The following is a 23,391-nucleotide window of genomic DNA, read 5'->3' on the forward strand; positions in this document are numbered from 1 at the left end:
GTGCCCCGAATTCTTCTGCCAATCCATCGACAGCATCGCGCTGCCTGCTGAGTTGTTTCATGCAACTCATGCAAGCAGGTTGAGTTGCTTCACGCAACCCACTATCGTCGGGGACATGCGTCGCGCCTCTTTCACCGACATGAACTGCTCGGTCGCCCAGAGCCTGGAGATCGTCGGCGAATGGTGGACGCTGCTGATCGTTCGAGACGCACTCTTCGGCGTGACGCGATTCGACGAGTTCTCCATGCGGCTCGGAATCGCACGCAACGTCCTGACCCAGCGACTGGACACCCTCGTCGACCACGGGGTGATGACCAAAGAGCCCTACCAGGACAATCCGGTCCGCTACGACTACCGCCTCACCGACAAGGGGCGTGACCTCTGGACGGTGATCACCGCACTGCGGCAGTGGGGCGACAAGTGGGCCACCGACGGCGGTCCGCCCGTGGAGTCCACCCACAGCTGCGGCAGCACGATGACCGTCGAGCCACATTGCTCGGCCTGCGGGGAGCGGGTCGAACTGGCCGACCTCCGCGTCCACCCCGGTCCGGGTGCACGGGAGAACAATCCGCTCAACGGACTGCGGGAGCGCGGCGTCCAACCCTCCTGAACTGCGCGGGAGTGCAAACCTTCGCCACCGAATTAGAACGTGTTCTACTGTGGGGAGAGTTCCGTCTGCACGTCCCGAGGAGCAAGATGCGGTTCACCTTCGCCGAGGCCATGACCGATCCGTCGTACTACGCGCCGCTCGCGCAGGCCGCGGAGAAAGCGGGCTACGCCGGCTTCACCATTCCCGACTCCCTCGCCTACCCCGAGGAATCGGACGCCAAGTATCCGTACACACCCGACGGCAACCGCGAGTTCCTCGACGGTAAGGCGTTCATCGAGACCTTCATACAGGCCGCCGCACTGGGCGCGGTCACCTCGACCATCCGGTTCACCCCGTTCGTGCTCAAACTCCCCGTCCGGCCGCCGGCCCTGGTCGCCAAGCAGGCGAGTTCGGTCGCGTACCTCACCGGCAATCGCCTCGCGCTCGGCGTCGGCACGAGTCCGTGGCCCGAGGACTACGACTTCATGGGCGTCGACTTCCGTCGCCGCGGCAAGCGCATGGACGAATGCATGGACATCATCCGCGGACTCACCACGGGCGAGTACTTCGAGTTCCACGGCGAGTTCTACGACATCCCGAAGATCAAGATGACGCCCGCCCCCACCGAGCCGATCCCGCTGCTGGTGGGCGGTCACGCCGATGCCGCGCTCCGTCGCGCAGTGATCCGCGGCGACGGCTGGATGCACGGCGGCGGCCCGCCGGAGGAACTCGATGCCCTCCTGGACCGCATCAACGAGATCCGCAAGGCCGAGGGCAAGATCGACGATCCGTTCGAGATCCACGTGATCTCGATGGACGCATACACCGTTGATGGCTGTAAACGTCTGGAGGACAAGGGAATCACCGATGTGATCGTCGGTTTCCGCCTGCCCTATGTGATGGGTCAGGACACCGAGCCACTCCAGACCAAGATCGATCACCTGAACTGGTACGCGGACAACGTGATCGCGAAGGTCAACGGCTGATTCGATTGGTCGTCAACCCTATTCGCCGCGAACCCTGAGTTCGTCAACCCCGGACCGGCGCGGTTGCACGGGTCCTCCCGCTGAGGCACACTGCAGAACACGGACAATGCAGACCCCAGGTGTGACCGAGCGAGTGAACACTCACGATCACCGGGTGGGAGGACAGCGATGACCGATTCACCCGGTGGGTCGGCCTCGTGGTCGACGCAGGGGGCCGGTCGGGTGAATCGTCCATCTCGCCTGAGCAGGCGTACCTTCTTCAAGGCCGCGGGGGTCACCGGTACCGCGCTCCTCGGCGCGTCGGCACTGGCCGCATGCGGCGGGTCGTCGGTCTCGCCCAACACGCTGCGGGTGGCCATCGCCGGCGAACCCGACCAGCTCGATCCGCAGAAATCCAGCTCGTACTTCACCTTCGAGGTCCTCGAGAACGTCTTCGACACCCTCGTCGAACCCGACGAGAACCTGCAGATGCAGCCGGCTCTCGCGCAGAGCTGGGACGTCAGCCCCGACGCCCGACAGTGGACGTTCCTGTTGCGACCGGGGGTCACGTTCCACAACGGCGATCCCCTGACGGCCGCCGATGTCGAGTTCTCGTTCCGTCGCATCCTCGACGAAGAACTGTCCAACGCCTGGAAACTCGAGGCCGTCGAGTCGATCACCGCCCTCGACGACCGGCGCGTACGATTCACGGTCCGCGAACCCACCCCGAACCTGCTGACCAACATCGGCGGCTTCAAAGGACTGGCGATCGTCAACCGGCGCAACGTCCAATCCGGCGAGATCGCGACAAAACCCGTGGGCACCGGCCCGTTCTCGTTCGTCTCCCGCTCCCCCGGCGCGTCGATCGTGCTGAAGTCGAACCCCGATTATTGGGGCGGTCCGCCCGCGATCGACGGCGTGAACTACACCTTCATCTCCCAGGGGACGACGGCGGTGTCGGCACTCCGCTCCGGCGAGATCGACTGGACGGACGCGATTCCCGCACAACAGCTGAGTATCTTGTCGCGGGACGACACGCTCGAGGTGGGCACCGTGGTGGCGAACGACTACTGGTACATCACGATGAACTTCGACGCCAAGCCCTTCGCGGACACCCGCGTCCGTCAGGCCGTCGCCTACGCCATCGACCGCCGGTCGATCGCGCAGGTCGTCGGGTACGGCACCGCGACACCCAACGAACTCGCGATCCCGTCGACCAGTCCGTGGTTCGCGCCCTACGACCGCTACACCGCGGGCCTCGACCGTGCTCAGGCCGTCGACAAGGCGAAAGACCTGTTGCGCCAGGCGGGTATCGGGTCGATGGACATGCGGCTCATGGTCACCACCGAGTATCCCGAGACCGTGACCGCCGCGCAGGTCATCGCGTCGAACCTCGAGGACATCGGCGTCACCGTCAAGATCGAGCAACTCGACTTCGGTGCCTGGCTCGACCGCCAGGCCTCCGGCGACTTCGACGCCCTGCTGCTCGGCTGGCTCGGCAACATCGATCCCGACGACTTCTACTACGCACAGCATCATTCGAAGGGCACGTCGAACGCGCAGAAGTATTCGAACTTTCAGGTGGACGCACTGCTCGACCGGGGACGTACCGAGCTCGACGTCCCAGCCCGCAAGGCTGTCTACGCGGACGCCGCCCGCCGGATAGCCGATGACGTGAGTTACCTGTACCTGTACAACCCCTCTGCCACGCAAGCGTTTTCGAAGAACCTCCAGGGGTACACGGTCCGGTCCGACAAAGCCGTCCGGTTCCGGTCCGCCCGGCTGGAGAGGAGCTGACGTGACCGCGATCCGTTCCCCGCTGCTGCGCTTCATCCTCATCCGGCTCGCGTACACGGTCGCCGTTCTGCTCGGGGTGATCGTCGCGGTGTTCTTCCTGATCCAGATCGTGCCCGGCGACCCGGTCCGCATCGCGCTCGGCACTCGCTACACACCGGAATCGTATGCGGCGCTGCGCAGTGCGTCCGGCCTGGACCAGCCGCTGCCCAACCAGCTCGTCGCCTACGTCGGCAATGCCTTCACCGGCGATCTCGGTGTCAGCTTCCGCAACAGCGAACCCGTCACGACGATGCTGTTCGACCGGTTACCGGCGACCATCACCCTCGCACTCGCCGCCATCGTCGTGGCGCTGCTCATCGCGATCCCACTGGGTTCGTGGGCTGCTCTCCGCGAAGGCCGCCTGGCCGACAACGTCATTCGTGTCATCAGCCAGTTCGGCATCTCGGTCCCCGACTTCTGGATGGGCATCCTGCTGATCGGTCTCTTCTCGACCGCACTGGGATGGCTGCCGTCGGCGGGCTACCAGCCCTTCGCCGACGGTCCGCTCGGCTGGTTCGAGCATCTCGTCCTGCCCGCCGTCACGGTCGGGGTCGTCACCGGCGCGATCATGACGCGCTACGTCCGGTCCTCGGTGCTCGAGGTCGTGAACACGCCGTTCGTCACCACCGCGGAATCAAAGGGGCTGAGCAGGAAGAAGATCATGCTGGACCACGTGGGACGCAACGCCCTGGTGCCCGTCCTCACCATCTCCGGCATCCAGTTGGCGGGACTCCTCGGTGGTGTCATCGTCGTCGAGGTGGTCTTCGCCTGGCCTGGTCTGGGACTGCTGGTCTACGACTCGGTCGCGGCTCGCGACTATCCGGTGCTGCAGGGCGCGATCCTGCTGATCGCGGTGATCTTCCTGTTCGTGAATCTCGTCGTGGACATCCTCTACGCCGTCATCGATCCGAGGATCCGGTTGTCATGACCCTCACCGCACCCGAACCTCTCGACCCCTCCGCCAGCACCGTCGACCCGGCGGAGCCGGGCACCGCAACGGATTCGGCCTGGCGGTTGCTGCTCCGCAACCGAGCGTCCGTCGCCGGGCTGGTCATCATCGCGATCGTCGTCGTCGCTGCCGTCTTCGGCCCGCTGATCGCGCCCTACGGCGCCAACGAGATCGACGTGCCCAACGCCCTGCAGGCACCGACCTGGTCGCACCTGTTCGGGACCGACGACCTCGGTCGCGACGTCTTCTCCCGGGTCGTGCTCGCGGCGTCGGTGAGCTTGCGGGTGGCCGTGATCGCGGTCGCCATCTCCCTCACCGTCGGCGTGATCCTCGGAATGGTCGCGGGTTTCGCGGGCGGTGTGCTCGACACCGCCCTCATGCGCATCGTCGACGTCGTCTTCTCTTTCCCGGTGCTCCTCCTGGCACTCGCGATCGTCGCGGTCCTGGGGCCCGGCGTCACGTCGGCGATGATCGCGATCGGCATCGTCTACATCCCGATCTTCGCCCGCGTCGCGCGTGCGGACACGTTGCGGGTGCGGCAGACCCAGTACGTACAGTCGGCGCGGACGATGGGCGTCCGCACGTCCCGCATCCTGTTCAGCCATGTGCTGCCGAACATCTCGGGTCCGGTGATCGTCCAGACGTCCATCTCCCTGGCGTTCGCCATCCTCTCGGAGGCGGCGCTGTCCTTCCTGGGACTCGGTGTGCAACCGCCCGACCCGTCGTGGGGCCGGATGCTCTTCGATGCGCAGGGGTTCATCACGACCGCGTGGTGGATGGGCGTGTTCCCCGGACTCGCGATCCTGTTCACCGTGTTCGCGTTCAACCTGGTCGGCGACGGGGTGCGCGATGTGCTCGATCCGCGACAGCGCACGCTGCTGCGCAACCGGGGGTACGACCGCAGGTCTGTCGCCGTCGCGACGGTGACACCGAGGCCCGCACGCGCCGTCTCCGACGATTCGGTGCTGGACGTGGAGAACCTCGTCGTCGGGGTCGGACCGCGAGAGATCGTGCACGGCATCAGTTTCACGGTCGCGCGCGGCGAGACGCTCGGCATCGTCGGCGAGAGCGGTTCGGGCAAGTCGTTGAGTGTGCTGTCAGCGACGGGCCTGTTCGACGCTCCCAGTGCCTACGTGCGCGGGTCGGCACTTCTCGGCCGTACCGAGATCGTCGGCGCCACCCCGTCGACGCTTCGCGCCCTCCACGGGACGCGCGTCGGTTTCGTCTTCCAGGACCCGTCGTCGAGTCTCAATCCGCTGCTCACCGTCGAGCAGCAACTCGTCGAGGGACCACGCCGGCACCTCGGACTCAACCGCGCCGAGGCGCGCGAGCGTGCGCTGCAGCTGTTGCGCGATGTGAACCTCCCCGACCCCGAAAGCCGTTTGGGCGCATATCCGCACCAACTGTCGGGTGGCCAGCGCCAGCGGGTGATGATCGCGATCGCACTCGCCTGCGACCCCGAACTGCTCATCGCCGACGAGGCCACCACCGCCCTCGACGTGACCACGCAGGCGCAGATCATCGATCTCGTCGCCGACCTGCAACGCAAACGGGGCATGGCCGTCGTGTGGATCAGCCACGACCTCGGCGTGATCGGCCGCATCGCCGACCGGGTCATGGTCATGCGCGAAGGCCGGATTGTCGAAAGCCGCGATGTGGCAGCACTGTTCGACGACCCGCAGGACCCCTACAGCAAGAAGCTCCTCGATTCGCGACCGTTGTTGAGCAAGGTGGAGGAACGCGACGCCGGTGCGGGTCTGACGAAACAGACCGACGAGACGCCTGCGTTGCAGGCCCACGGACTCGGCGTCGAATACGTGGTGCGCGGCCCGACCGGCCGCAGCGTGGTGCATGCGATCGACGGCGTGGACCTGCAGGTGGCTCGCGGTCGGACTCTCGGCATCGTCGGCGAATCGGGTTCGGGGAAGTCCACGGTCGCCGGGGTCGTCACCGGCCTGATCGAGTCCAGTCAGGGGACGACGGTGACCGGGAGCGTGACGGTGTCGGTCGACGGCCGCGAGATCGAGGCGGTGGGCGTCCGCGGCACCGACGAAGCGCTTCTCCGACGCCGGGTCGCGATGGTCTTCCAGGACCCGACCGCTTCGCTGGATCCGCGGATGACAGTGGCCTCGTCGATCACCGAACCTCTCCGCGCGCACGGATTGGTCTCCGGACGGGACGAGATGCGCGGCCGTGCAGAGCAGTTGCTGGCCGACGTCAGCCTCGACTCGTCGTTCCTCGGTCGCTACCCGCACGAGATGTCCGGCGGACAGCGCCAACGCGTCTGCATCGCGCGAGCCCTGGCCTCCGAGCCGGACATCCTCATCCTCGACGAGTCGACCGCGTCGCTCGACGTCTCCGTGCAGGCCGGTGTCCTCGACCTTCTCTCCGGGCTGCAACAGGAGAAGGGCCTCACGTTCCTCTTCATCGCACACGACCTCGCGGTCGTCGAGCAGATCAGCGACACCGTTGCGGTGATGCAGAACGGCAGGGTCGTCGAGACCGGCCCGGCGTCGCGCATCCTGCACGATCCCGAAACCGATTACACGCGAAGTCTTCTCGCCGCGATCCCGCCCGAGGTCCCGCAGCGGGCGTGACGTGCGGCGTTCGCTCGCCGGAACGACGTCGCTGCGACATCGATCCGTGTGTACGACTTCGGCCGAGGTCGTGCGGCCGGAGCGAGGTCGCGTGCGACTTCGATCCGGACTCGCTGACCGGTGCGACACATCTACGCCCGCCCTCGGCCGGCAGCCGCATCAGCGGATCTCTAGGATGCCCGTCCGCTGGACCACGAAGACAACCTCAAGGGCCCTAGTTAGCTCCGCCGCAGAAAATCTCGTCCCCGTGAGCACCATCCGAGGGCATATTGCCCTCGGAAGCCCCTGAGGTGGACGAGATTTTCGATCCCGTCTCCTCGACGCCGTCCAGAATCACGTCGCGTGCGACATCGACCAGTCTGTCCGACGTCGGCCGAGGTCGTGCGGCCGGAGCGAGCTCGCATGTGACATCAATCCGGACTCGCCACCCGTCCTGCGAGGGCCGGCAGCATCAGCGGATCTTGAAGATGACCACCCGTTGGACCACGAAGTTGATGACCGTCGCCGTGCCCTGCGCGATGACGAAGGCGATCGCCGAGTAGAGGGCGGTCTCCTCCCACAACGACGACAACCAGCTGTAGAGACCGACGTTGACCACGAAGGTGACCAGGTAGAGGATCACGACCGCGACGAAGCGGGCGGCGCTCGGCTCCGCGCGGAAGGTCCAGCGCCGGTTGATCAGGTACGCGACGGTGGTTCCGAGGATGAAGCCGCCCGCCTTGGCGACGGCCTCGGGAGTGCCGACGACGTACTGCAGGAACAGGGTGAGCGCGAAGTCCAGGACCGCCGAACCCGCGCCGGTGACCACGAAGCGGATCAGTTGCGTCTTCAGGTCGACATCGGTCGACGCCTCTTCGTCGTCGAGAGGCAACTCGATCGGCATCGGAGCATGACGCGTCTTGAAGTCCTCGTGGTGATCGTGAGGGACGTCACCTGCGGGTTCGTCGTTGCCGGGGTCGGGTCGAGACACGCTGACACCCTAGCGGACGAGGTGAGGGGTGGCGTTTCGATACGGCTCGTCGCAAGCTCCTCACCTACTCAACGAGCAGGGGTACGGCTCGTCGCAAGCTTCTCACCTACTCATGGCTCCTATGTCGAGCGACGGTCGGAGCTGCTGGTTGAGCCGGTAGCGAGCGAAGCGAGCCACCGCGTCGAAACCTCGCGCCACGCTGGTCGAGCCGGGCGGTGCGGTTGTGGTGGCGGGCGGGTTTCGACGCGACGCCTCGCTGCGCTCGGAGTCGGCTCAACCGGCATGGGGCGGCACGAGCAGGGATCAGAACTCCTCGTCGACGTCCGAGTCCCGAGCGGCACGTTCACCGCGGTCCAGCGTGGCGAGCTCGGCCAGGTCCGCGTCGTCGAGGGCGAAGTCGAAGAGGTCGGCGTTGTCGAGCTGACGGCCGGCGTGCGAGGACTTGGGCACGACGCTGATCCCGTGCTGGACGGCCCACCGCAAGGCGATCTGGGTGGGCGACTTGCCGTACTTGCGGGCGGCCCGCAGGATCACCGGATCGCCGAGGACACCTTCCTTGCGGCCGGTCGGATGCCACGCCTGGGCATGAATCCCCTTGTCGGCCATGAATTCCCGGAGTTCGGTCCGGGGCAGCGCCGGCGAGCACTGGATCTGGTTGAGCACCGGCCACCGTCCGGTCGCGTCGAAGAGCGTCTGCAACTGATGGGGTTTGAAGTTCGAGACGCCGGGCGTGCGGACGTAACCCTCGTCGGTGAGCGTGAGCAGCGCTTTCCACGAGTCGACCATGCGTCCGAGACTCGGGCACGGCCAGTGGATGAGATACACGTCGAGGTAGCCGACGCCGAGTCGGCGGGCGCTCTCCTTGGCGGCGGTGATCGCCTCGTCGAACCCGTGGTCGCCACCGCTGAGCTTGGTCTGGACGATCACCTCGTCACGCCGGACACCCGAACCGTGCACTCCCATCCCGACACTGAGTTCGTTGCTGTACCGAGGAGCGGTGTCGAGAAGCCGGTAGCCCGCCTTGATCGCCGTGCTGACCGCACCGACGCACGGCCGGCCGAGCATGTTGTAGGTCCCGAGTCCCACCATGGGGATCGAGGAACCGTTGCTGAGCTCGACCGAGGGGATGTCCACCTGACCAGGATAGGTCGGACACCCCCTCGGACGCTTCGCCGAGACCAAGTGGCACCCTGGGTGGCACGAATCAGCGCTCCCGAACGGCACGAATCCTCGCCGACCCGCACTGTGCGCCACGCACGACTCCCCTTACTGTTCTGAACATGTCTGCCCTCACGTCCAGATCACCTGTGTCACGCACCATGCGAACACTCGTCTCCGTCCTCGCCGGCCTCGGCATGGTCCTGCTCGGGACCACCGCCCCGGCGCACGCGGACGACGCGGTTTCCGTGGGCATCCCGAACTGGTCGGGTCTGGACGTCACCGAGTACGCCGGTCCCATCCCGGCCAAGGCGGGCACCCTCATCACGCAGGTCCCCCTGGCCGAGTCGCTCAACCTGCCGGCGGCCGGCAAGGCCTACCGAATCCAGTACTCGTCGCTGAACCAGCACGGCAAGATGGCGACGGGCACCGGCGCGGTGTTCCTGCCGAAGGGCGACGCCCCGGCCGGTGGCTGGCCGATCATCTCCTGGGCGCACGGCACCGTCGGCATGAACGACGACTGCACTCCGTCGGCCTTCCCGCGCAGCGAGCGGGACCAGAAGTACCTCGGCCACTGGCTGAACCAGGGATACGCGGTGGTCGCGGCCGACTATGTCGGGCTGGGTACCCCCGGTCTGATGGCCTACCTGAACGGCGTGACCGCGGCGCACGCGATCGTCGACATCGTCGTCGCATCGCATCAGATGGATCTGCCGCTGGCCAAGCGCTGGGCCATCATCGGACAGTCGCAGGGTGCGGCCGCCGCGCTGAACGGCGCGCGTTACGCCACCGAGTTCAGCCGTGGATCGGGTCTGGATTACCGCGGCGTCGTCGCCACCGGCATCCCGGCCAACCTCGAATACCTGTACCAGAACCTGGGCCCGGTCGTCCCGCCGGTGAACCTGCCCGGTGGCCTGAACGCCTACACCGCGTACATCCTGGCCGGTTTCCACCACACCCGTCCCGACATGAACATCACCAAGGTGATGACGCCGAAGGGCATCGAGCGCCTGGCCGAGGGTCGCACCACCTGCTACCCGATCCTCAAGAAGGCACTCGCCGGTGACGACGTGCGGACTTGGTTCCGCGCGCCGCTGATGTCGATCCCCGGTCTGAGCCCGGCGCTGCACGAGTACATGGCGACGCCGTACAAGGGCTACGACCGTCCGATCTTCCTCGGACAGGGCCTGCGTGACGTCGACGTTCCGGCACCGTCGGCGCTGTCGCTGTACGCACAGATGAAGGCCAACAACCAGCCGGTCGAGCTGTTCGTCTACCCCGAGGACGACCACTCCAGTGCGGTCCTGGCCTCGATGAAGGACTCGACGCCGTTCGTGGCCCGCATCCTGCGCTGACCCGGAATCACCGCTGCGGTGTCCGTCGATCTGAGACCCTTTAACGGATGGGCACAGGATCGATGGGCACCGCAGTTGCTTCTTACGACGACGTCATCATCGGCGCGGGACACAACGGCCTGACCGCCGCCGCGTACCTGGCGCGCGCCGGACGCCGGGTCCTCGTCCTGGAGCGCTCCGACCACGTCGGCGGGGCGACCGTCTCGGCGATGCCGTTCCCCGGCCTGGCGGCACGGCTGTCGCGGTTCTCCTATCTGGTCTCGCTGATGCCACGCGAGATCATCGTCGACCTCGACCTCGACATCTCACTGATCCGCCGCCGCTACTCCTCGTACACTCCGTTGCCCGCCGATCCGACGCGCGGCATCCTCATCGACACACAGGACGACGAGGCGACCGCGGAATCCTTCCGCCGCGTGTTGCGCGCCGACCGCGTCGGAGCCGACGCCGTGGGATTCTCCAACGCCGGTTTCGTGGCGTGGCAGTCCTTCTACCGCCGTGTCGGGACCATCGCGCAGCGCGTCTTCCCGACCCTGACCGAGCCGCTGCGCACCGCCGCCGACATGCACGAACTCGCCGTCGGCACCGACACCTCCGACGCCGAGCTGTGGGAGGCGCTCACCACCCTGCCGCTCGGCACCCTGCTCGGTCAGTACTTCGACGACGACCTGCTGCGCGGCATCGCCGCCACCGACGGCCTGATCGGCACCTTCGCCGACCTCGACGACCCGTCGCTGCGGCAGAACATCTGCTTCCTCTACCACGTGATCGGTGGCGGGACGGGCGACTGGGACGTCCCGGTCGGGGGCATGGGCGCGGTGTCGGGTGCGCTCTACCAGGCTGCCGCGTCGGCGGGTGCCGAGATCTGCACCGGCATCACCGTGACCGGTGTCGATCCCGCGGACGGCACGGTCGAACTCACCGACCCGACCCACGGCGCACGCACCGTGCGCGGCTCGATGCTCCACGCGGCGTGCGCGCCCCAGGTCCTCAACACGCTGCTCGACGAGCCGGTCGCCTGCGAGGCACAGCCCCGCGGTTCGCAGCTGAAGATCAACCTCCTCCTCGACCGCCTACCGCGGCTGCGCGACGAATCGGTGTCACCGGAGGCGGCGTTCGCCGGCACCTTCCACATCAACGAGTCCGCGAGCCAGCTCCACGAGGCCTGGCGGCAGGCCGCGCGCGGCGAGGTCCCGGAACTGCCGCCGTGTGAGATCTACTGCCACACCCTTTCCGACCGGTCCATCCTCGGCCCCGAACTCGACGGCAAACACACGCTCACGCTGTTCGGTCTGCACATGCCACCCGACGTGTTCGACGAGCCGGGCGCCGTCGAGCACGCGGTGGGCGCGACCTTCGCCTCGCTCAACGCACTCCTCGCCGAACCGATCCAGAACGTCATCGCCCACGACCTCGACGGCCGCCCGTGCATCGAGACCAAGACTCCCCAGGACCTCGAGGAGATGCTCGGGCTGCCCGGCGGCAACATCTTCCATCAGTCGTTGCGGTGGCCGTGGGCGGAGACGGCGTCGGAGGTCGGCACGTGGGGCGTCGAGACCCGGCACCCGCGACTGCTGCTGTGCGGCGCCGGCGCACGACGAGGCGGCGGGGTGAGCGGCATCCCGGGCCGCAACGCCGCGGCCGCGGTGCTGGGAGTCGAAGCACTCGCCGCCGTGCCATAGCCGGCCGCCACAGCCACACCCGAGGTGCGACGCTCCTCGCACGTCGTCTCTCATCGTCGACCCACGGCGGCCGAGTACTCTCTTCAGCGATGTCTACTGAAGAGTTGCTGCCGATCACGACCCGCAAGCTGGTGGGCTGGTCTCGCACCACCCCGATCGAGGGCCACGTCCTGTCCACGCCGTACCCCGAGGTCATCGCCGAGGCGGTGGCCCGCGTCGCCGACGACAACGCGGACAAGCCGGACTACCTCAAGCGCGGTGTCATCGCCCGTGGGCTCGGCCGTTCCTACAACGAGTCGGGCCAGAACAGCGGCGGTCTCACGATCGACATGACCCCGCTGACCAGGATCTATGCCATCGACGCGGAGACCGCGACGGTCGACCTGGACGCCGGCGTGTCCCTCGACACCCTCATGCAGGCCGCGCTTCCGTACGGCCTCTGGGTGCCGGTGCTCCCGGGCACCCGCCAGGTCACCGTGGGCGGTGCGATCGCGCATGACATCCACGGCAAGAACCACCACAGCCAGGGCAGCTTCGGCAACCACGTCGTCGAGATGCAGCTGCTCGTGGCCGACGGGCGCATCCTGACGCTCACCCCGGACGGCTCCGGCGACGACCCGACGGGCGAACTGTTCTGGGCGACGGTCGGCGGCATCGGCCTGACCGGCATCGTGCTGCGCGCGAAGATCCAGATGAAGCGCACCGAGAGTGCCTACTTCATCGCCGACACCGCGCGCACCGGATCGCTGCAGGAGACGCTCGACCTGCATCTGCAGGACGGCTTCGAGGACGGCTACGAGTACGCCTCGGGCTGGTTCGACACCATCAGCGCACCGCCGAAGCTCGGGCGCGGCACCTTCTCGCGCGGCAACCTCGCACGCGTCGACGAACTCCCGGAGAAGTACCGCGACAACCCGTTGTCGTTCAACAACAAGCCGCTCGTCCGGTTCCCGGACGTCTTCCCGCGCGGGCTGGCCAACAAGCTCAGCTTCTCCGCGGTCGGCGAGGCGTACTACCGGATCGGCCCGCCCAGCGAGGGCAAGGTCAAGAATCTGGCGCAGTTCTACCACATGCTCGACGTATTCGGTGACTGGAACAACGCCTACGGCCGCGGCGGTGGTTTCTGCCAGTACCAGTTCATCGTGCCCACGGGCAACGAGGCCGAGTTCACCAACCTCATCGAGCACATCCAGGCGTCGGGACACGTCAGCTTCCTCAACGTGATCAAGCTGTTCGGCGACGGCAACAAGGCCCCGCTCAGCTTCCCGTTCAAGGGCTGGAACGTCTGCCTGGACTTCCCGGTCAAGGCCGGACTCGCCGAGTTCCTCAACGACCTGGACCGTCGTGTGATGGCGATGGGCGGACGCCTCTACACCGCGAAGGACTCGCGAACGTCGGCGGCGAACTTCCACGCGATGTACCCGCGCATCGACGAGTGGATCGCCACGCGTCGTCGTATCGACCCCAACCGGGTGTTCATGTCCGACATGGGCCGCCGCCTCGAACTCGCCTGACCCTCAACCGGTTCCGACCTCCCCATCCCTGCGGCACGGCCGCAGACCACCGAAAGCGAGAAGCCGAAGATGATGAACGCCGTCGGCGTCCCACAGTCCATCCTGGTCCTGGGCGGGAGCTCGGAGATCGGGCTCGCCATCACCGCCGAGTACCTGAGCAAGGGCCCGGCTCGGGTCATCCTCGCCACCCTGCCGGGTGATCCGACCGCCGCGGCCGCGGTGGAGAAGGCCAAGAACGCCGGCGCCACCGAGGTCACCGTGATCGACTTCGACGCCCGCGCCACCGACACCCACCGCGACGTCATCGAGAAGGCCTTCGCCGACGGCGACGTCGACGTGGCGATCGTCGCGTTCGGCATCCAGGGCGACGACGAGCAGGCCTGGCAGGATCACGGACTCGCGGTCGCCGAGGCCGAGATCAACTACACCGCAGCAGTTTCCGTCGGCGTTCTGCTCGGCGAGAAGATGCGCGCCCAGGGCCACGGCCAGATCATCGCGATGAGCTCGGTCGCCGGTGAGCGCGTCCGTCGCAGCAACTTCGTCTACGGCTCCACCAAGGCCGGCCTCGACGGCTTCTACCTCGGACTCGGTGAGGCGTTGCGCCCCTTCGGTCCTCGTGTCCTCGTGATCCGTCCGGGACAGGTCCGCACTCGACTGTCGGCGCATGTGAAGGAAGCACCGCTGACCGTCGAGAAGGAGGATGTGGGACGCCTCGCGGTGGCGGCAGCCACCAAGGGCAAGGAAATCGTCTGGGTCCCGGGACCTTTCCGCTACATCATGATGGTCCTGCGCCACATCCCGCGCCCGATCTTCCGCAAACTGCCCATCTGAGCCGCCTCGACGCCGACTGATTGCGACGCGATGACGACTTCCGTAAGCACTGACCGGCCGGACCCCACCACCGCGCCTCAGGGAGCAGGCTCAGACCCGACCACGGCATCACGCCTGGGCCGAATGGCTCTGGCGCTGCTGACGGCGGTGGTGGTCGGTGCGGTGGTGTCGCTCGTCGGTCTCGAGGCGATCGACACCGTCAACTGGCCGGCCTTCAACTCGTCGAACGTGACCAGGTCGCTCACGACCGCCGGTCAGGTCCTCGCGATCGCGGTGCTGGTGGTCGTCGCGCTGCTGTACCGCTACGGCAAGGGCCGGGTGTTCATCCCGGTCCTGTCGGCGGCGGCGATGTCGGCGTTCGTGACGGTCACCATCGGAATGCCCTTGGGGGCAACGCGTCTCTACCTGTTCGGCCTGTCGGTCGACCAGGAGTTCCGCACCGAGTACCTGACGCGGATGACGTCGAGTCCTCGGCTTGCGGACATGACCTACCCGGATCTGCCGCCGTACTACCCGGCCGGCTGGTTCTGGTGGGGCGGTCGGTTCGCGAATCTGCTCGGCCAGCCCGGGTGGGAGGCCTACAAGCCCTGGGCCATCGTCTCGATGGCGGTGGCGGCCGCAGTCGGCGTCATCCTGTTCAACCGGATGTTCGGCGCGGATCGTGGTGTGGCACTGGGACTCGCGGTGACCACCATGGCGCTGCTGTACGCCTCGCCGGAACCGTACGCCGCGATCCTCGTGATCGTCGGTGTGCCGATGATGATCGTCCTCACCTACGCACTGCGGGGCCGCACGCGTGCGGCCGACGGACCGGCCGGGCCGTTGCGGGGCGCGACGAGTTGGCCCGCGGTGGTCGCCGCGGGTGTGTTCCTCGGGGTGTCGGCTGCGACCTACACCCTCTACACCGGGTTGTTCGCGCTGACCGCGGTCGTGCTGGCCTGCTACTTCCTCGTCCAGGGCTGGCTGGCGGCGACCAACAAGTCGACGCCGGCCGCGACGGTCAGGGCACACCGGCGCGAGATCGTGGTCGCCGTCATCGGTCGTCTCGTGTCGGTCGGGGTGATCGCCGGGCTCATCGCGCTACTGGTGTGGGCGCCGTATCTGCTGAAGCGCCTGTCCAGCGCCCCGGCCAGCGGCGGCACCGCCGAGCACTACCTTCCCGAGCGCGGTTCGGTGTTCCCGCTGCCGATGTTCGGGGTCAATCTCGTCGGCGCGATCACGCTGATCGGCCTCCTGTGGATCCTGCTGCGCTTCCGGACCCGCACCGTCGCGGTGGCGATGGGCGCAACCGTCGTCACGGTGTACCTCTTCTGTCTGTTGTCGATGCTGTTGACCGCGATGGGCACCACGCTGCTGTCCTTCCGGCTCGAACCGATCCTGGTGTGCGCGCTGGCCGCTGCGGGCGTCTTCGGTGTCGTCGACATCGCCCACTGGGCCGTGCGCAGGTTCGGTGACGTACGCGTGGTCGTGGGTGCGGTGGCCGTACTCGCCGCGATCGCAGCGGCACAGAGCATTCCGGGCCATCTCGGCACGGAGATCACCACCGCGTACACCGACACCGACGGATACGGAGAGCGTGCGGATGCACGTCCGGCCGGCGCCGAATCGTATTTCGCCGAGATCGACAAGCGCATCGCCGCACAGACCGGCCGACCACAGACCGAGAACATCGTCCTCACCGCCGATTACGGATTCCTCTCGATCTACCCGTACTGGGGTTTCCAGGGACTGACCTCGCACTACGCGAATCCGCTGGCCGAGTTCGACAAGCGCGCCGCGGCCATCGCGCGGTGGGCGAAGTCGGAGGACGCCGATCAGCTGGTCCGGCACCTCGACGAGTCGCCGTGGAAGGCCCCCGACGTCTTCCTGTTCCGGTACAGCGCCGACGGATACACGCTGCGGCTCGCCGAGGACGTCTACCCGAACGATCCGAACGTGAAGCGCTACACCGTCACCTTCGACCCCACGGTCTTCGACGACCCGAGGTTCGAGGTCACCGAGATCGGTCCGTTCGTCCTCGTCGTCCGGAAGTGACCGATGCGTCGACCCTTGCGCACCCGGCCGATGGAGATCACGCGGATCGAGGGTGACTCGTCGACAACGCATTTCGTCCACACCGATGTCGTGAACTGGGTACTGCTGGAACAGGATGGTGAGCTCACCCTCATCGACGGCGGTTACCCCGGGCAGGCCGGTCAGGTCGTCGAGTCGATCGAGCAGATCGGCCGGCGTCCGGAGGACATCCGCGGCGCACTGCTGACACATGCGCACGTCGACCACCTCGGCGGGCTGGCGAAGTTGCACTCGCGGTACGGCTTCGACGTGTTCATGGATCCCGTCGAGGTCGATCACGCACTGCGCCATCACCTCCAGCAGGCCACTCCGCTGGACCTCGCACCGCTCGCCGTCCGTCCAGGTTTGTGGACGTGGCTGGCGAAGACCCTGCCCCTCGGGGTGTTGAGCAGGTCGGGATTGTCGGCGGCAGCACCGTTCCCGGAGCCGCTCGATCTGCCGGGTTCGCCGGTGCCGGTGGCGAGTCCCGGACACACCGACGGCCACAGCGCCTATCTGGTCGGCGACGGGCGGGCGCTGGTCTCCGGCGACGCACTGGTCAGCGGTCATGAGGTGTCGGCGATCGCTGGGCCACAGTGCATTCCGTCGCCGTTCCAGCACGACGAGCCCACCGCTCGTCGCAGTGTCGAGCGATTCACCGGCCTCGAGGCCGACCTGCTACTCGCAGGTCACGGTCCGCTGTATCGCGGCAGGGTCGCCGACGCCGCCCGCCGAGCGCTCGCGCTCTGAATCGCCGCCGGCGCTCGCGCTCTGAGCTATTCCGCGAAACCCACGAACCTTGCGGCTTCCTCGACCGACTTGCGCTCGGAGACCACTGCATTGGCGGGGAAGGTCTCATCCGGCCAGCCCAGCGCGATGCTCTTCATGATGACCTGGTCGTCCGGGATTCCGGCGTGCTCTCGCACGACGGGCGACTGCATGATGCCCTGACTGTTGATCACCGCACCCAGACCGCGGGACCAGGCGGCATTGACCAACGCGGTGGAAACCGCTCCGCAGTCGAAGGGCGTGTCGTCGCTGCCGTCCAGGATGCGGTCGTAGGTCACGATCACGCCGACCGGCGCATCGAACTGACGGAATCCTCGCAGGACCCAGTCCTGCCGCATCTCCGTGTCGTCGCGGGCGATGCCCATCGCGGCGAACAGTTGCTTCGCCACGCCGACCTGACGATCGCGATGTACGCCGGTGAACCGTTCCGCCCCGGTCCGGAACTCGCGAGAGTGCGGCACACCGGCCAGGTTGCGTTCGGTGTTTCCCGCACGGATGCGATCCAGCGGTTCGCCCGTGATCACATGGAAGTTCCAGGGCTGGGTGTTCATCGAGGACGGGGCCCGCATGGCCAGCGCGAGAACTTCCTCGATCAGTTCTCGGGGCACGGGATCCGGTGTGAAACCGCGAATGCTGCGGCGTCCCAGAATCACTTCGTCGAACTGCATCGTCAACCTCTCATCGAGCCCCGGCCCCATCCGGCATCCGACGGGCGGCCGTCTCCACCCTACTGAGCCATGGCCTCGCGACTGTTAGCCCTGCCACGTTCTCCCGGGGTGACCGTGCCGCCTGCCCGAACAAAGGGTAGGTTTACCTCACAAAGCGGCGCGCACGGGGGAAAGTTCGAGGACATGAACGGCGACAAGCACCTGGATTCCAGTCCGTCTCCCACACCCGGATCATCGGAACCCCCCGAGTCGAGCACCGTCGCCGCCCGATGGCGAGCCGTCGCCGCGAGCCGTGGCGACGCCGTCGCAGTCCGCACACCAGAGGCGTCGATCACCTTCGCCGAGGCGCCGTCCCGCGTGGAGCTGCTCGCCGACCGGATCGTCGCGAGCACCGAGCCTGGCGAGGCCGTCCCCGTCGAGATCGAGTCCGACATCGACTCGGTGATCTCTATGCTGGCGGTCTGGTGCTCGGGACGACGTCTCGTCCTGCTCGATCCGTTCCTGCCCGAAGATCGGCGCGCGAACATCCTGCGACTGTCCGGGGTCAACCCGCCGACACCGTCGACCGCACCGGCTCCCACCGGGGACGAGGCCCGCGGGCGGACGGTCGTCGAGCCGGGACCCGACGACCCGGCGGTGCTGCTGTTCACCTCCGGCTCCACCGGCGCCCCCAAGGGTGTGGTGCTGCCCCAGCGGATGCCGGTGAACCATGCGCGTGACGGACGTCGGTTCTTGCGTCTGGGCCCCGACGATCGGGCTGCGGTCCTGCTCCCGCTGAGCTTCGGCGGCGGGTTGGACGCGCTCACGATGAGCCTGCTGAACGGCGCGACCATGCTGCTCTGGGATGTGCGCCGCCGCACCACCACCGGGTTGCGGGACTGGCTGTCCGCGACGGGCGCGACGACCGCACACTGCACGCCGTCACTTCTGCGCTCATGGCTGGGCGAACTCTCCGCCGACGACGCCATCGGATCACTACGCCTGTTGTCCACCTGCGGGGAACCCGCTCACGGGGACGACGTCCTGCGCGCACGCCGGACGATCCTCCCACGCGGCGAGTTCTGTTGCTGGGCAGGGGCGTCGGAGGTCGGAAACCTCGCCTTCAACCTCTTCCCGCCCGAGCGGGACGTCGAGGCCGGCGCCATACCGGTCGGCAGTCCCGCGTCGGACAAACGCGTCCGCATCGTCGACGAGCACGACGCAGACGTGCCCACAGGCGTCACCGGAGAGGTCGTCGTCGAGTCCGCGCACATCGCTTCCGGCTACCACGCGAATCCGGAACTGACGGCCCGGCGATTCACCTCGCTGCCCGATGGTCGGACGCGCTACCGCACCGGCGACCTGGGCCGCCTCGACGAGAACGGCGAGCTCTCGCTGCTCGGACGAGATGACGACGCCGTCAAGGTCCGCGGCTACCTCGTCGAGCCGCTGGAAGTGGAGGCCGCACTCCTCGCCCTGCCCTGGACGGTCGATGCGGTGGTCACCGCGAACCGGAACGAGGGACGCCTGACCGCACATGTCGCGGTCGATCCGGCGAAATGGTCGCCATCGCCGGCCGAGATCCGACTTGAGCTCGGGAAGTCGTTGACGCCGTGGATGATCCCACGGGACATCATCGTGCTGTCCGAACTCCCGCCCAACGAGCGCGGCAAGGTCGTCCGCGCGGAGCTACCACCACCGCCGCCGCGGCCGGCTCCGGAACCCCCTCGAGGGCTGACCGAGTTTGCGTTGCACCAAGTCTGGTGCGACATCCTGGGACTCGAGAGCATCGGACGCAACGAGGATTTCGTCGAACTCGGTGGCGACTCGCTCGCCGCCGCGAAGATGCTCGCCGAGGTGGGACACCATCTCCAGTTGGACGTGAACACCGCGATGCTCGCCGAGGCGCCGACGATCGCTCGGTTCGCCGCCCGGATCGAGGCCGCGGCGAAGGAGCGGTCGAAGAACGCCTCGGGCGCCACTCTGATCCCGTTGCGGAAGGGCACCGGCGACCCGATCTTCCTCATGGCCGGCGCCGGCAGTCTCGCGACGAGCCTGACGCCCATCGTCCGGGCACTCTCCGGCGACCGTCCCGTCTACGGCATCCAGTCCCGGGGCGTCGAGAAGCGGGGCCGCGCAGACCATTCCGTCCGTGCTGCTGCACGCCGCGCGATCACCGACATCCGCTCGGTGCAACCGCGCGGCCCATACCAGGTCGGCGGATACTCGCTGGGCGGATTCATCGCCGTCGAGGTGGCTGCACGCCTCACCAAGGCGGGCGAGACCTGCCACACCGTGGCGGTGCTCGACTCCGTGATCGATCCCGCTCTGGCGCAGCGACTCTCCGGCGAACGCCCGAACCTGATCCAGCGGATCCGCAGCTCGCTGCGCTCACTCACCGCCGCGAAGGAGACCCTGCCCGACCGGACCGGTAGCGATGAGGACAGCAAGCCCGGCGGCTCACCTCTGCAGCACGCGCTGCAGCAGATCGCCCTCAAGGTGCTGGTGCTCACCGCCGGACTCGTGCCGTTGTCCACGTCCGTGCAGTGGGTGGTCTTCTTCCGGCTCGGCACCGAGATGATCCGACGGCACCGACCGAGCCCCTACTCCGGTCCGATCACGGTCATCCGGGCCCGCACCAACACCGACGATCCGGCATTGTGGGGCCATTTCACCTCGGGCCGGGTCGAGTTCGTCGACGTCGACGGCGACCACATCTCGGTGATCCGCCCACCGCACGTCGCCGCCACCGCGCGGGCGATCGATCAGGTCCTGGAGCGCACGTCGGACTGAGGTCGCACGCGACGTCAGTCAGGCGTAACCGATTGCTGCACAACCCCGTGGTCACGCCGTCTGTGGATGGACATCTGTTCTTGTCGGTGGGGTGTTCTACCTTGGTTGGTAACAGATTCAGCCATCCAGGTTGGGCTGTAGACGTTGTGGGGGCAGCGTGTCGAACAGGTGGACCGATCTACCGGGCGAGTTCTTCGCCGGGGTCGATCCTGCCCACCCCGAATCGTCCGACACCGCAACACATATGGAACGGATGCGGTCGATCCGCCACGGCGAAGCCTTCCTGGCCTGGTGTCGCTACCAGTCGATCGCCACCGTCTACGACCAACTCGTCCTCAACAGCCGCGGCGGGTTCTTCATCGACCGCTACACCGAGATGGTCACCCGAGTGTGCCGCGAAGACGCCATCACCCGCTACCAGGCCGATCAGTGGGTCGGCGAAGCACTCGGTCTGCGCGAGCGGCTGCCGAAGGTGTTGACCACCCTGCGCGACGGCATCCTCTCACGCCAGTTGATCCAGACCGTCGTCTCCCGCACTGACCTGATCTCCGACGACACGATCATGGCCGACCTCGACGCCGAGATCGAACGCATCCTGCGCAGCCGCACGGGCGCGTGGACCACAGTGCGACTGCGCGACATGGTTGATCGCCTGGTCTTCCGTCACGACCCCGACGCGGTGCGGGAACGTCGCCGCGAAGCCTTGGACAAACGCGGCATGTGGACGGAGAACTTCGCCGACGGCACCGGCGAGATCACCGGCGTCATGGCCGCCGAAAACGTGCGCATCGCCGAGAAAGCGGTGAAAGCGTTGGCCGACACCGTCTGCGCCCATGATGGTCGCACGCGGAACCAGCGGAACTCTGATGCCATGTTCGCGCTGTTGACCGGCACCGCTTTCGAGTGTCAGTGCCAGCGGGAGGACTGCGACGCCGACATCCCCGACCCGGCTGAGGTTGTCCGGTCGGTGAGTACCGAGATCGTGATCCACGCCGTCACCGACCCCGCCACCCTCGACGGTGCGCCCGGTATCGCCTGGGTCGACGGTCACGGCGTCATCTCCGATGAACACATTCGCGACCTCGCCGCCCGGCCCGACGCGATCATCAAACCCATCACCCCGGTCCGCACGGCACCCATACGTGTTGCCGCAGAGTCGGACTCGTCGGCCGGTGAAGACGAGGGCGACGCACAGTCGCGTCAGGCCGAGCGTTCGCGACCCGACGCCGGTGCGACTGGTGAGTCGACGGAGTCGAACTCGGCCGATTCGCCGGAGGCGGCTTCGTCGGGTGTAGTCGTTGTCTATCCCGGTGCGCAATCCGCCGATCCGTACCGGCCCACCACCGCGTGCGCGACGGCTATTGCACCGAACCCGGCTGCGCGGGTTCGTCATTCGACAGCGACCTCGACCACGTCACCGAGTACGACCACACCAACCCCACCCAAGGCGGGGACACCTCCAGTGAAAACCTCAACGCCAAATGCCGGTTCGGGCATCTGCACAAAACCTTCGGCGACTGGATCGATGTCCAGTACCGCGACGACGACGGCCACCTGGTCACCGAATACCGCACCCCGGAAGGCGTGGTAATTCCCGGTGACGCCGAAACCCTCGAAGACTTCTTCCCCAACCTGCGACGCATCCGCTACGAACAGCCACCCCAGGCACCACCCACACCCAGGGTCATCACCGGGGACGACGCCCCGCCGCCCACCAACCGGCTTGCCAACAACGCACGCCGGCGGGCCGAACGTGCCCGCAACAAGAAGCAGCGCCTCACCGACCAGGCAGACCCGCCGCCGTTCTGACGGGTCAGTCTCCCTCGGCAGCCTTCTTGATGCCTGCCAGACGACGATCCCATCCTCGCGCGATGGTGTCCAGGTGCCGGGCGAGGCGCGAGAGCTCCGAACCGACCGCCTCGTAACGGATTTCACGACCGGCCCGTGACGCCGTGACCAGGCCCGCATCGGTCAGGACCTTGAGGTGTTTGGCTATCGCCTGACGGCTGATCGGCAACTCGGTCGCGAGCGTCGACGCCGACGCGGGTTCGGTTCCCAATCTGACGAGGATGTGCCAGCGACTCTCGTCGGCGAGAGCACCGAAGACCTCGACCGGGGCGACGTCAGGCACGAGAACCGCTCGTCAGGTGAGTGCGTGCCAGTTCGAGCTCGATCTTCCAGCCTTCGGTGTTGCCGTCGAACTTGGCCCGCCGATCCGCATCCGAACCCGACAGCGAGGCGAATCCCGACTCGACGACCTTGAGGATCACTCCGGACCCGGAGTCGGTGATCTAGAACTCGACGAGCGTCGACTCCGAGTCGGGATCGGATGCGTCGGCCAGCCACCGGAAGGCGGCGTATCGCGGTTCGTCGAGTTTCACGGTGCGAAAGACGAAGGCGCCGTGAACCGGATCGTGAACGGTCGACAGATCTCCGTCGCGGTCGATTCGATGATCGGTGATCACGCTGTCGTTGATGTACCAGCCGGGTTCACTGACGAGCTGCCAGACGCGCTCGGCGGTCGCCTCGATGGCGATCTCCCGCTCGATCCGATCGAGTTCGTCATCGATTGCGGTGGTTGTCGTTTCGTTTGCGGATCGGGGATCGGTCCCACTCATGACGCCTCCTGGGCCGTTTCGAATGATGCAACTCAATGGTTGCACC

Annotated in this window: 18 protein-coding genes and 1 pseudogene; 14 read left to right on the forward strand and 5 right to left on the reverse strand. The window is 67.1% G+C overall.

Annotated features, from left to right (window positions below; genetic code table 11):
• Positions 1–115 precede the first annotated feature (115 nt).
• The 5 genes from IHQ52_RS03105 (at position 116) to IHQ52_RS03125 (ending at position 6,936) form a co-directional block, all read left to right on the forward strand.
• The gene (locus IHQ52_RS03105; RefSeq protein ID WP_024498775.1) at positions 116–610 is read left to right on the forward strand and encodes a winged helix-turn-helix transcriptional regulator; all 495 of its coding nucleotides are present in this window, start codon (positions 116–118) and stop codon (positions 608–610) included.
• Positions 611–696: 86 nt separating this feature from the next.
• Positions 697–1,575 carry a TIGR03619 family F420-dependent LLM class oxidoreductase gene (locus IHQ52_RS03110; RefSeq protein ID WP_024498776.1) on the forward strand — a complete coding sequence of 293 codons (879 nt, stop codon included), beginning with the start codon at positions 697–699 and terminating at the stop codon, positions 1,573–1,575.
• A gap of 168 nt (positions 1,576–1,743) precedes the next feature.
• A complete protein-coding gene (locus IHQ52_RS03115; protein WP_024498777.1) occupies positions 1,744–3,351 on the forward strand; it encodes an ABC transporter substrate-binding protein in 1,608 nt (535 codons plus the stop codon).
• Between the two features lies 1 nt (position 3,352).
• Entirely contained in the window at positions 3,353–4,318 is a 966-nt protein-coding gene (locus IHQ52_RS03120; RefSeq protein WP_024498778.1) for an ABC transporter permease, read from the forward strand.
• Positions 4,315–6,936: an ABC transporter ATP-binding protein/permease gene (locus IHQ52_RS03125; protein WP_024498779.1), complete on the forward strand. Its 2,622-nt coding sequence runs from the start codon at positions 4,315–4,317 to the stop codon at positions 6,934–6,936. The genes IHQ52_RS03120 and IHQ52_RS03125 overlap by 4 nt, the downstream gene beginning before the upstream one ends.
• A gap of 451 nt (positions 6,937–7,387) precedes the next feature.
• Here IHQ52_RS03125 and IHQ52_RS03130 read toward each other — a convergent pair whose 3' ends face one another.
• On the reverse strand, positions 7,388–7,906 hold the full coding sequence (locus IHQ52_RS03130; RefSeq protein WP_006438641.1) for a GtrA family protein: 519 nt from the start codon (positions 7,904–7,906) through the stop codon (positions 7,388–7,390).
• Between the two features lie 303 nt (positions 7,907–8,209).
• Entirely contained in the window at positions 8,210–9,040 is an 831-nt protein-coding gene (locus tag IHQ52_RS03135; protein WP_238064091.1) for an aldo/keto reductase, read from the reverse strand.
• Between the two features lie 146 nt (positions 9,041–9,186).
• Between IHQ52_RS03135 and IHQ52_RS03140 the strand changes: the two genes are divergently transcribed.
• The 6 genes from IHQ52_RS03140 (at position 9,187) to IHQ52_RS03165 (ending at position 17,248) form a co-directional block, all read left to right on the forward strand.
• Positions 9,187–10,419, forward strand: a complete 1,233-nt coding sequence (locus IHQ52_RS03140; RefSeq protein ID WP_238064092.1) for an alpha/beta hydrolase family protein — start codon at positions 9,187–9,189, stop codon at positions 10,417–10,419.
• Positions 10,420–10,481: 62 nt separating this feature from the next.
• Positions 10,482–12,101: a phytoene desaturase family protein gene (locus IHQ52_RS03145; RefSeq protein ID WP_024498782.1), complete on the forward strand. Its 1,620-nt coding sequence runs from the start codon at positions 10,482–10,484 to the stop codon at positions 12,099–12,101.
• An 89-nt stretch (positions 12,102–12,190) separates the two neighbouring features.
• A complete protein-coding gene (locus IHQ52_RS03150) occupies positions 12,191–13,615 on the forward strand; it encodes a decaprenylphosphoryl-beta-D-ribose oxidase (RefSeq protein ID WP_006438304.1) in 1,425 nt (474 codons plus the stop codon).
• 69 nt (positions 13,616–13,684) lie between these two features.
• Complete coding sequence (locus tag IHQ52_RS03155) at positions 13,685–14,446, forward strand: decaprenylphospho-beta-D-erythro-pentofuranosid-2-ulose 2-reductase (protein WP_006438303.1); 762 nt, start codon at positions 13,685–13,687, stop codon at positions 14,444–14,446.
• Between the two features lie 30 nt (positions 14,447–14,476).
• Positions 14,477–16,480, forward strand: a complete 2,004-nt coding sequence (locus tag IHQ52_RS03160; protein ID WP_035760426.1) for a galactan 5-O-arabinofuranosyltransferase — start codon at positions 14,477–14,479, stop codon at positions 16,478–16,480.
• A 3-nt stretch (positions 16,481–16,483) separates the two neighbouring features.
• A complete protein-coding gene (locus IHQ52_RS03165) occupies positions 16,484–17,248 on the forward strand; it encodes an MBL fold metallo-hydrolase (RefSeq protein ID WP_006438301.1) in 765 nt (254 codons plus the stop codon).
• Between the two features lie 26 nt (positions 17,249–17,274).
• Here the strand turns inward: IHQ52_RS03165 and IHQ52_RS03170 are convergent, their stop codons facing one another.
• Positions 17,275–17,955 carry a nitroreductase gene (locus IHQ52_RS03170; RefSeq protein ID WP_024498786.1) on the reverse strand — a complete coding sequence of 227 codons (681 nt, stop codon included), beginning with the start codon at positions 17,953–17,955 and terminating at the stop codon, positions 17,275–17,277.
• 183 nt (positions 17,956–18,138) lie between these two features.
• On the opposite strand from IHQ52_RS03170, the gene IHQ52_RS03175 reads away from it, so the two are divergent.
• The 3 genes from IHQ52_RS03175 to IHQ52_RS23735 all read left to right on the forward strand — a co-directional run bounded on the left by IHQ52_RS03175 (position 18,139) and on the right by IHQ52_RS23735 (position 22,536).
• The gene (locus IHQ52_RS03175; RefSeq protein ID WP_238064094.1) at positions 18,139–20,727 is read left to right on the forward strand and encodes an AMP-binding protein; all 2,589 of its coding nucleotides are present in this window, start codon (positions 18,139–18,141) and stop codon (positions 20,725–20,727) included.
• Positions 20,728–20,884: 157 nt separating this feature from the next.
• Complete coding sequence (locus IHQ52_RS03180; protein WP_394854763.1) at positions 20,885–22,318, forward strand: DUF222 domain-containing protein; 1,434 nt, start codon at positions 20,885–20,887, stop codon at positions 22,316–22,318.
• Complete coding sequence (locus IHQ52_RS23735) at positions 22,312–22,536, forward strand: hypothetical protein (protein ID WP_394854764.1); 225 nt, start codon at positions 22,312–22,314, stop codon at positions 22,534–22,536. The genes IHQ52_RS03180 and IHQ52_RS23735 overlap by 7 nt, the downstream gene beginning before the upstream one ends.
• Before the next feature lie 4 nt (positions 22,537–22,540).
• On the opposite strand, the gene IHQ52_RS03185 is transcribed toward IHQ52_RS23735, so the two are convergent.
• Together IHQ52_RS03185 and IHQ52_RS03190 are read right to left on the reverse strand one after the other, a co-directional pair.
• On the reverse strand, positions 22,541–22,858 hold the full coding sequence (locus IHQ52_RS03185) for an ArsR/SmtB family transcription factor (protein ID WP_006438297.1): 318 nt from the start codon (positions 22,856–22,858) through the stop codon (positions 22,541–22,543).
• A pseudogene (locus IHQ52_RS03190) lies at positions 22,851–23,345 on the reverse strand (SRPBCC family protein). The gene IHQ52_RS03185 and the pseudogene IHQ52_RS03190 overlap by 8 nt, the downstream one beginning before the upstream one ends.
• Positions 23,346–23,391: the final 46 nt, after the last annotated feature.

The organism is Gordonia amicalis (assembly GCF_022059885.1).
Taxonomy (GTDB): Bacteria; Actinomycetota; Actinomycetes; order Mycobacteriales; family Mycobacteriaceae; genus Gordonia; species Gordonia amicalis.

Bases quoted from the DNA above. Each gene is read 5' to 3' on its own strand.
- IHQ52_RS03105 (WP_024498775.1), top strand. From the start codon at position 116: ATGCGTCGCGCCTCTTTCACCGACATGAACTGCTCGGTCGCCCAGAGC.
- IHQ52_RS03110 (WP_024498776.1), top strand. From the start codon at position 697: ATGCGGTTCACCTTCGCCGAGGCCATGACCGATCCGTCGTACTACGCG.
- IHQ52_RS03115 (WP_024498777.1), top strand. From the start codon at position 1,744: ATGACCGATTCACCCGGTGGGTCGGCCTCGTGGTCGACGCAGGGGGCC.
- IHQ52_RS03125 (WP_024498779.1), top strand. From the start codon at position 4,315: ATGACCCTCACCGCACCCGAACCTCTCGACCCCTCCGCCAGCACCGTC.
- IHQ52_RS03140 (WP_238064092.1), top strand. From the start codon at position 9,187: ATGTCTGCCCTCACGTCCAGATCACCTGTGTCACGCACCATGCGAACA.
- IHQ52_RS03145 (WP_024498782.1), top strand. From the start codon at position 10,482: ATGGGCACCGCAGTTGCTTCTTACGACGACGTCATCATCGGCGCGGGA.
- IHQ52_RS03150 (WP_006438304.1), top strand. From the start codon at position 12,191: ATGTCTACTGAAGAGTTGCTGCCGATCACGACCCGCAAGCTGGTGGGC.
- IHQ52_RS03155 (WP_006438303.1), top strand. From the start codon at position 13,685: ATGATGAACGCCGTCGGCGTCCCACAGTCCATCCTGGTCCTGGGCGGG.
- IHQ52_RS03160 (WP_035760426.1), top strand. From the start codon at position 14,477: ATGACGACTTCCGTAAGCACTGACCGGCCGGACCCCACCACCGCGCCT.
- IHQ52_RS03165 (WP_006438301.1), top strand. From the start codon at position 16,484: ATGCGTCGACCCTTGCGCACCCGGCCGATGGAGATCACGCGGATCGAG.
- IHQ52_RS03170 (WP_024498786.1), bottom strand. From the start codon at position 17,955: ATGCAGTTCGACGAAGTGATTCTGGGACGCCGCAGCATTCGCGGTTTC.
- IHQ52_RS03175 (WP_238064094.1), top strand. From the start codon at position 18,139: ATGAACGGCGACAAGCACCTGGATTCCAGTCCGTCTCCCACACCCGGA.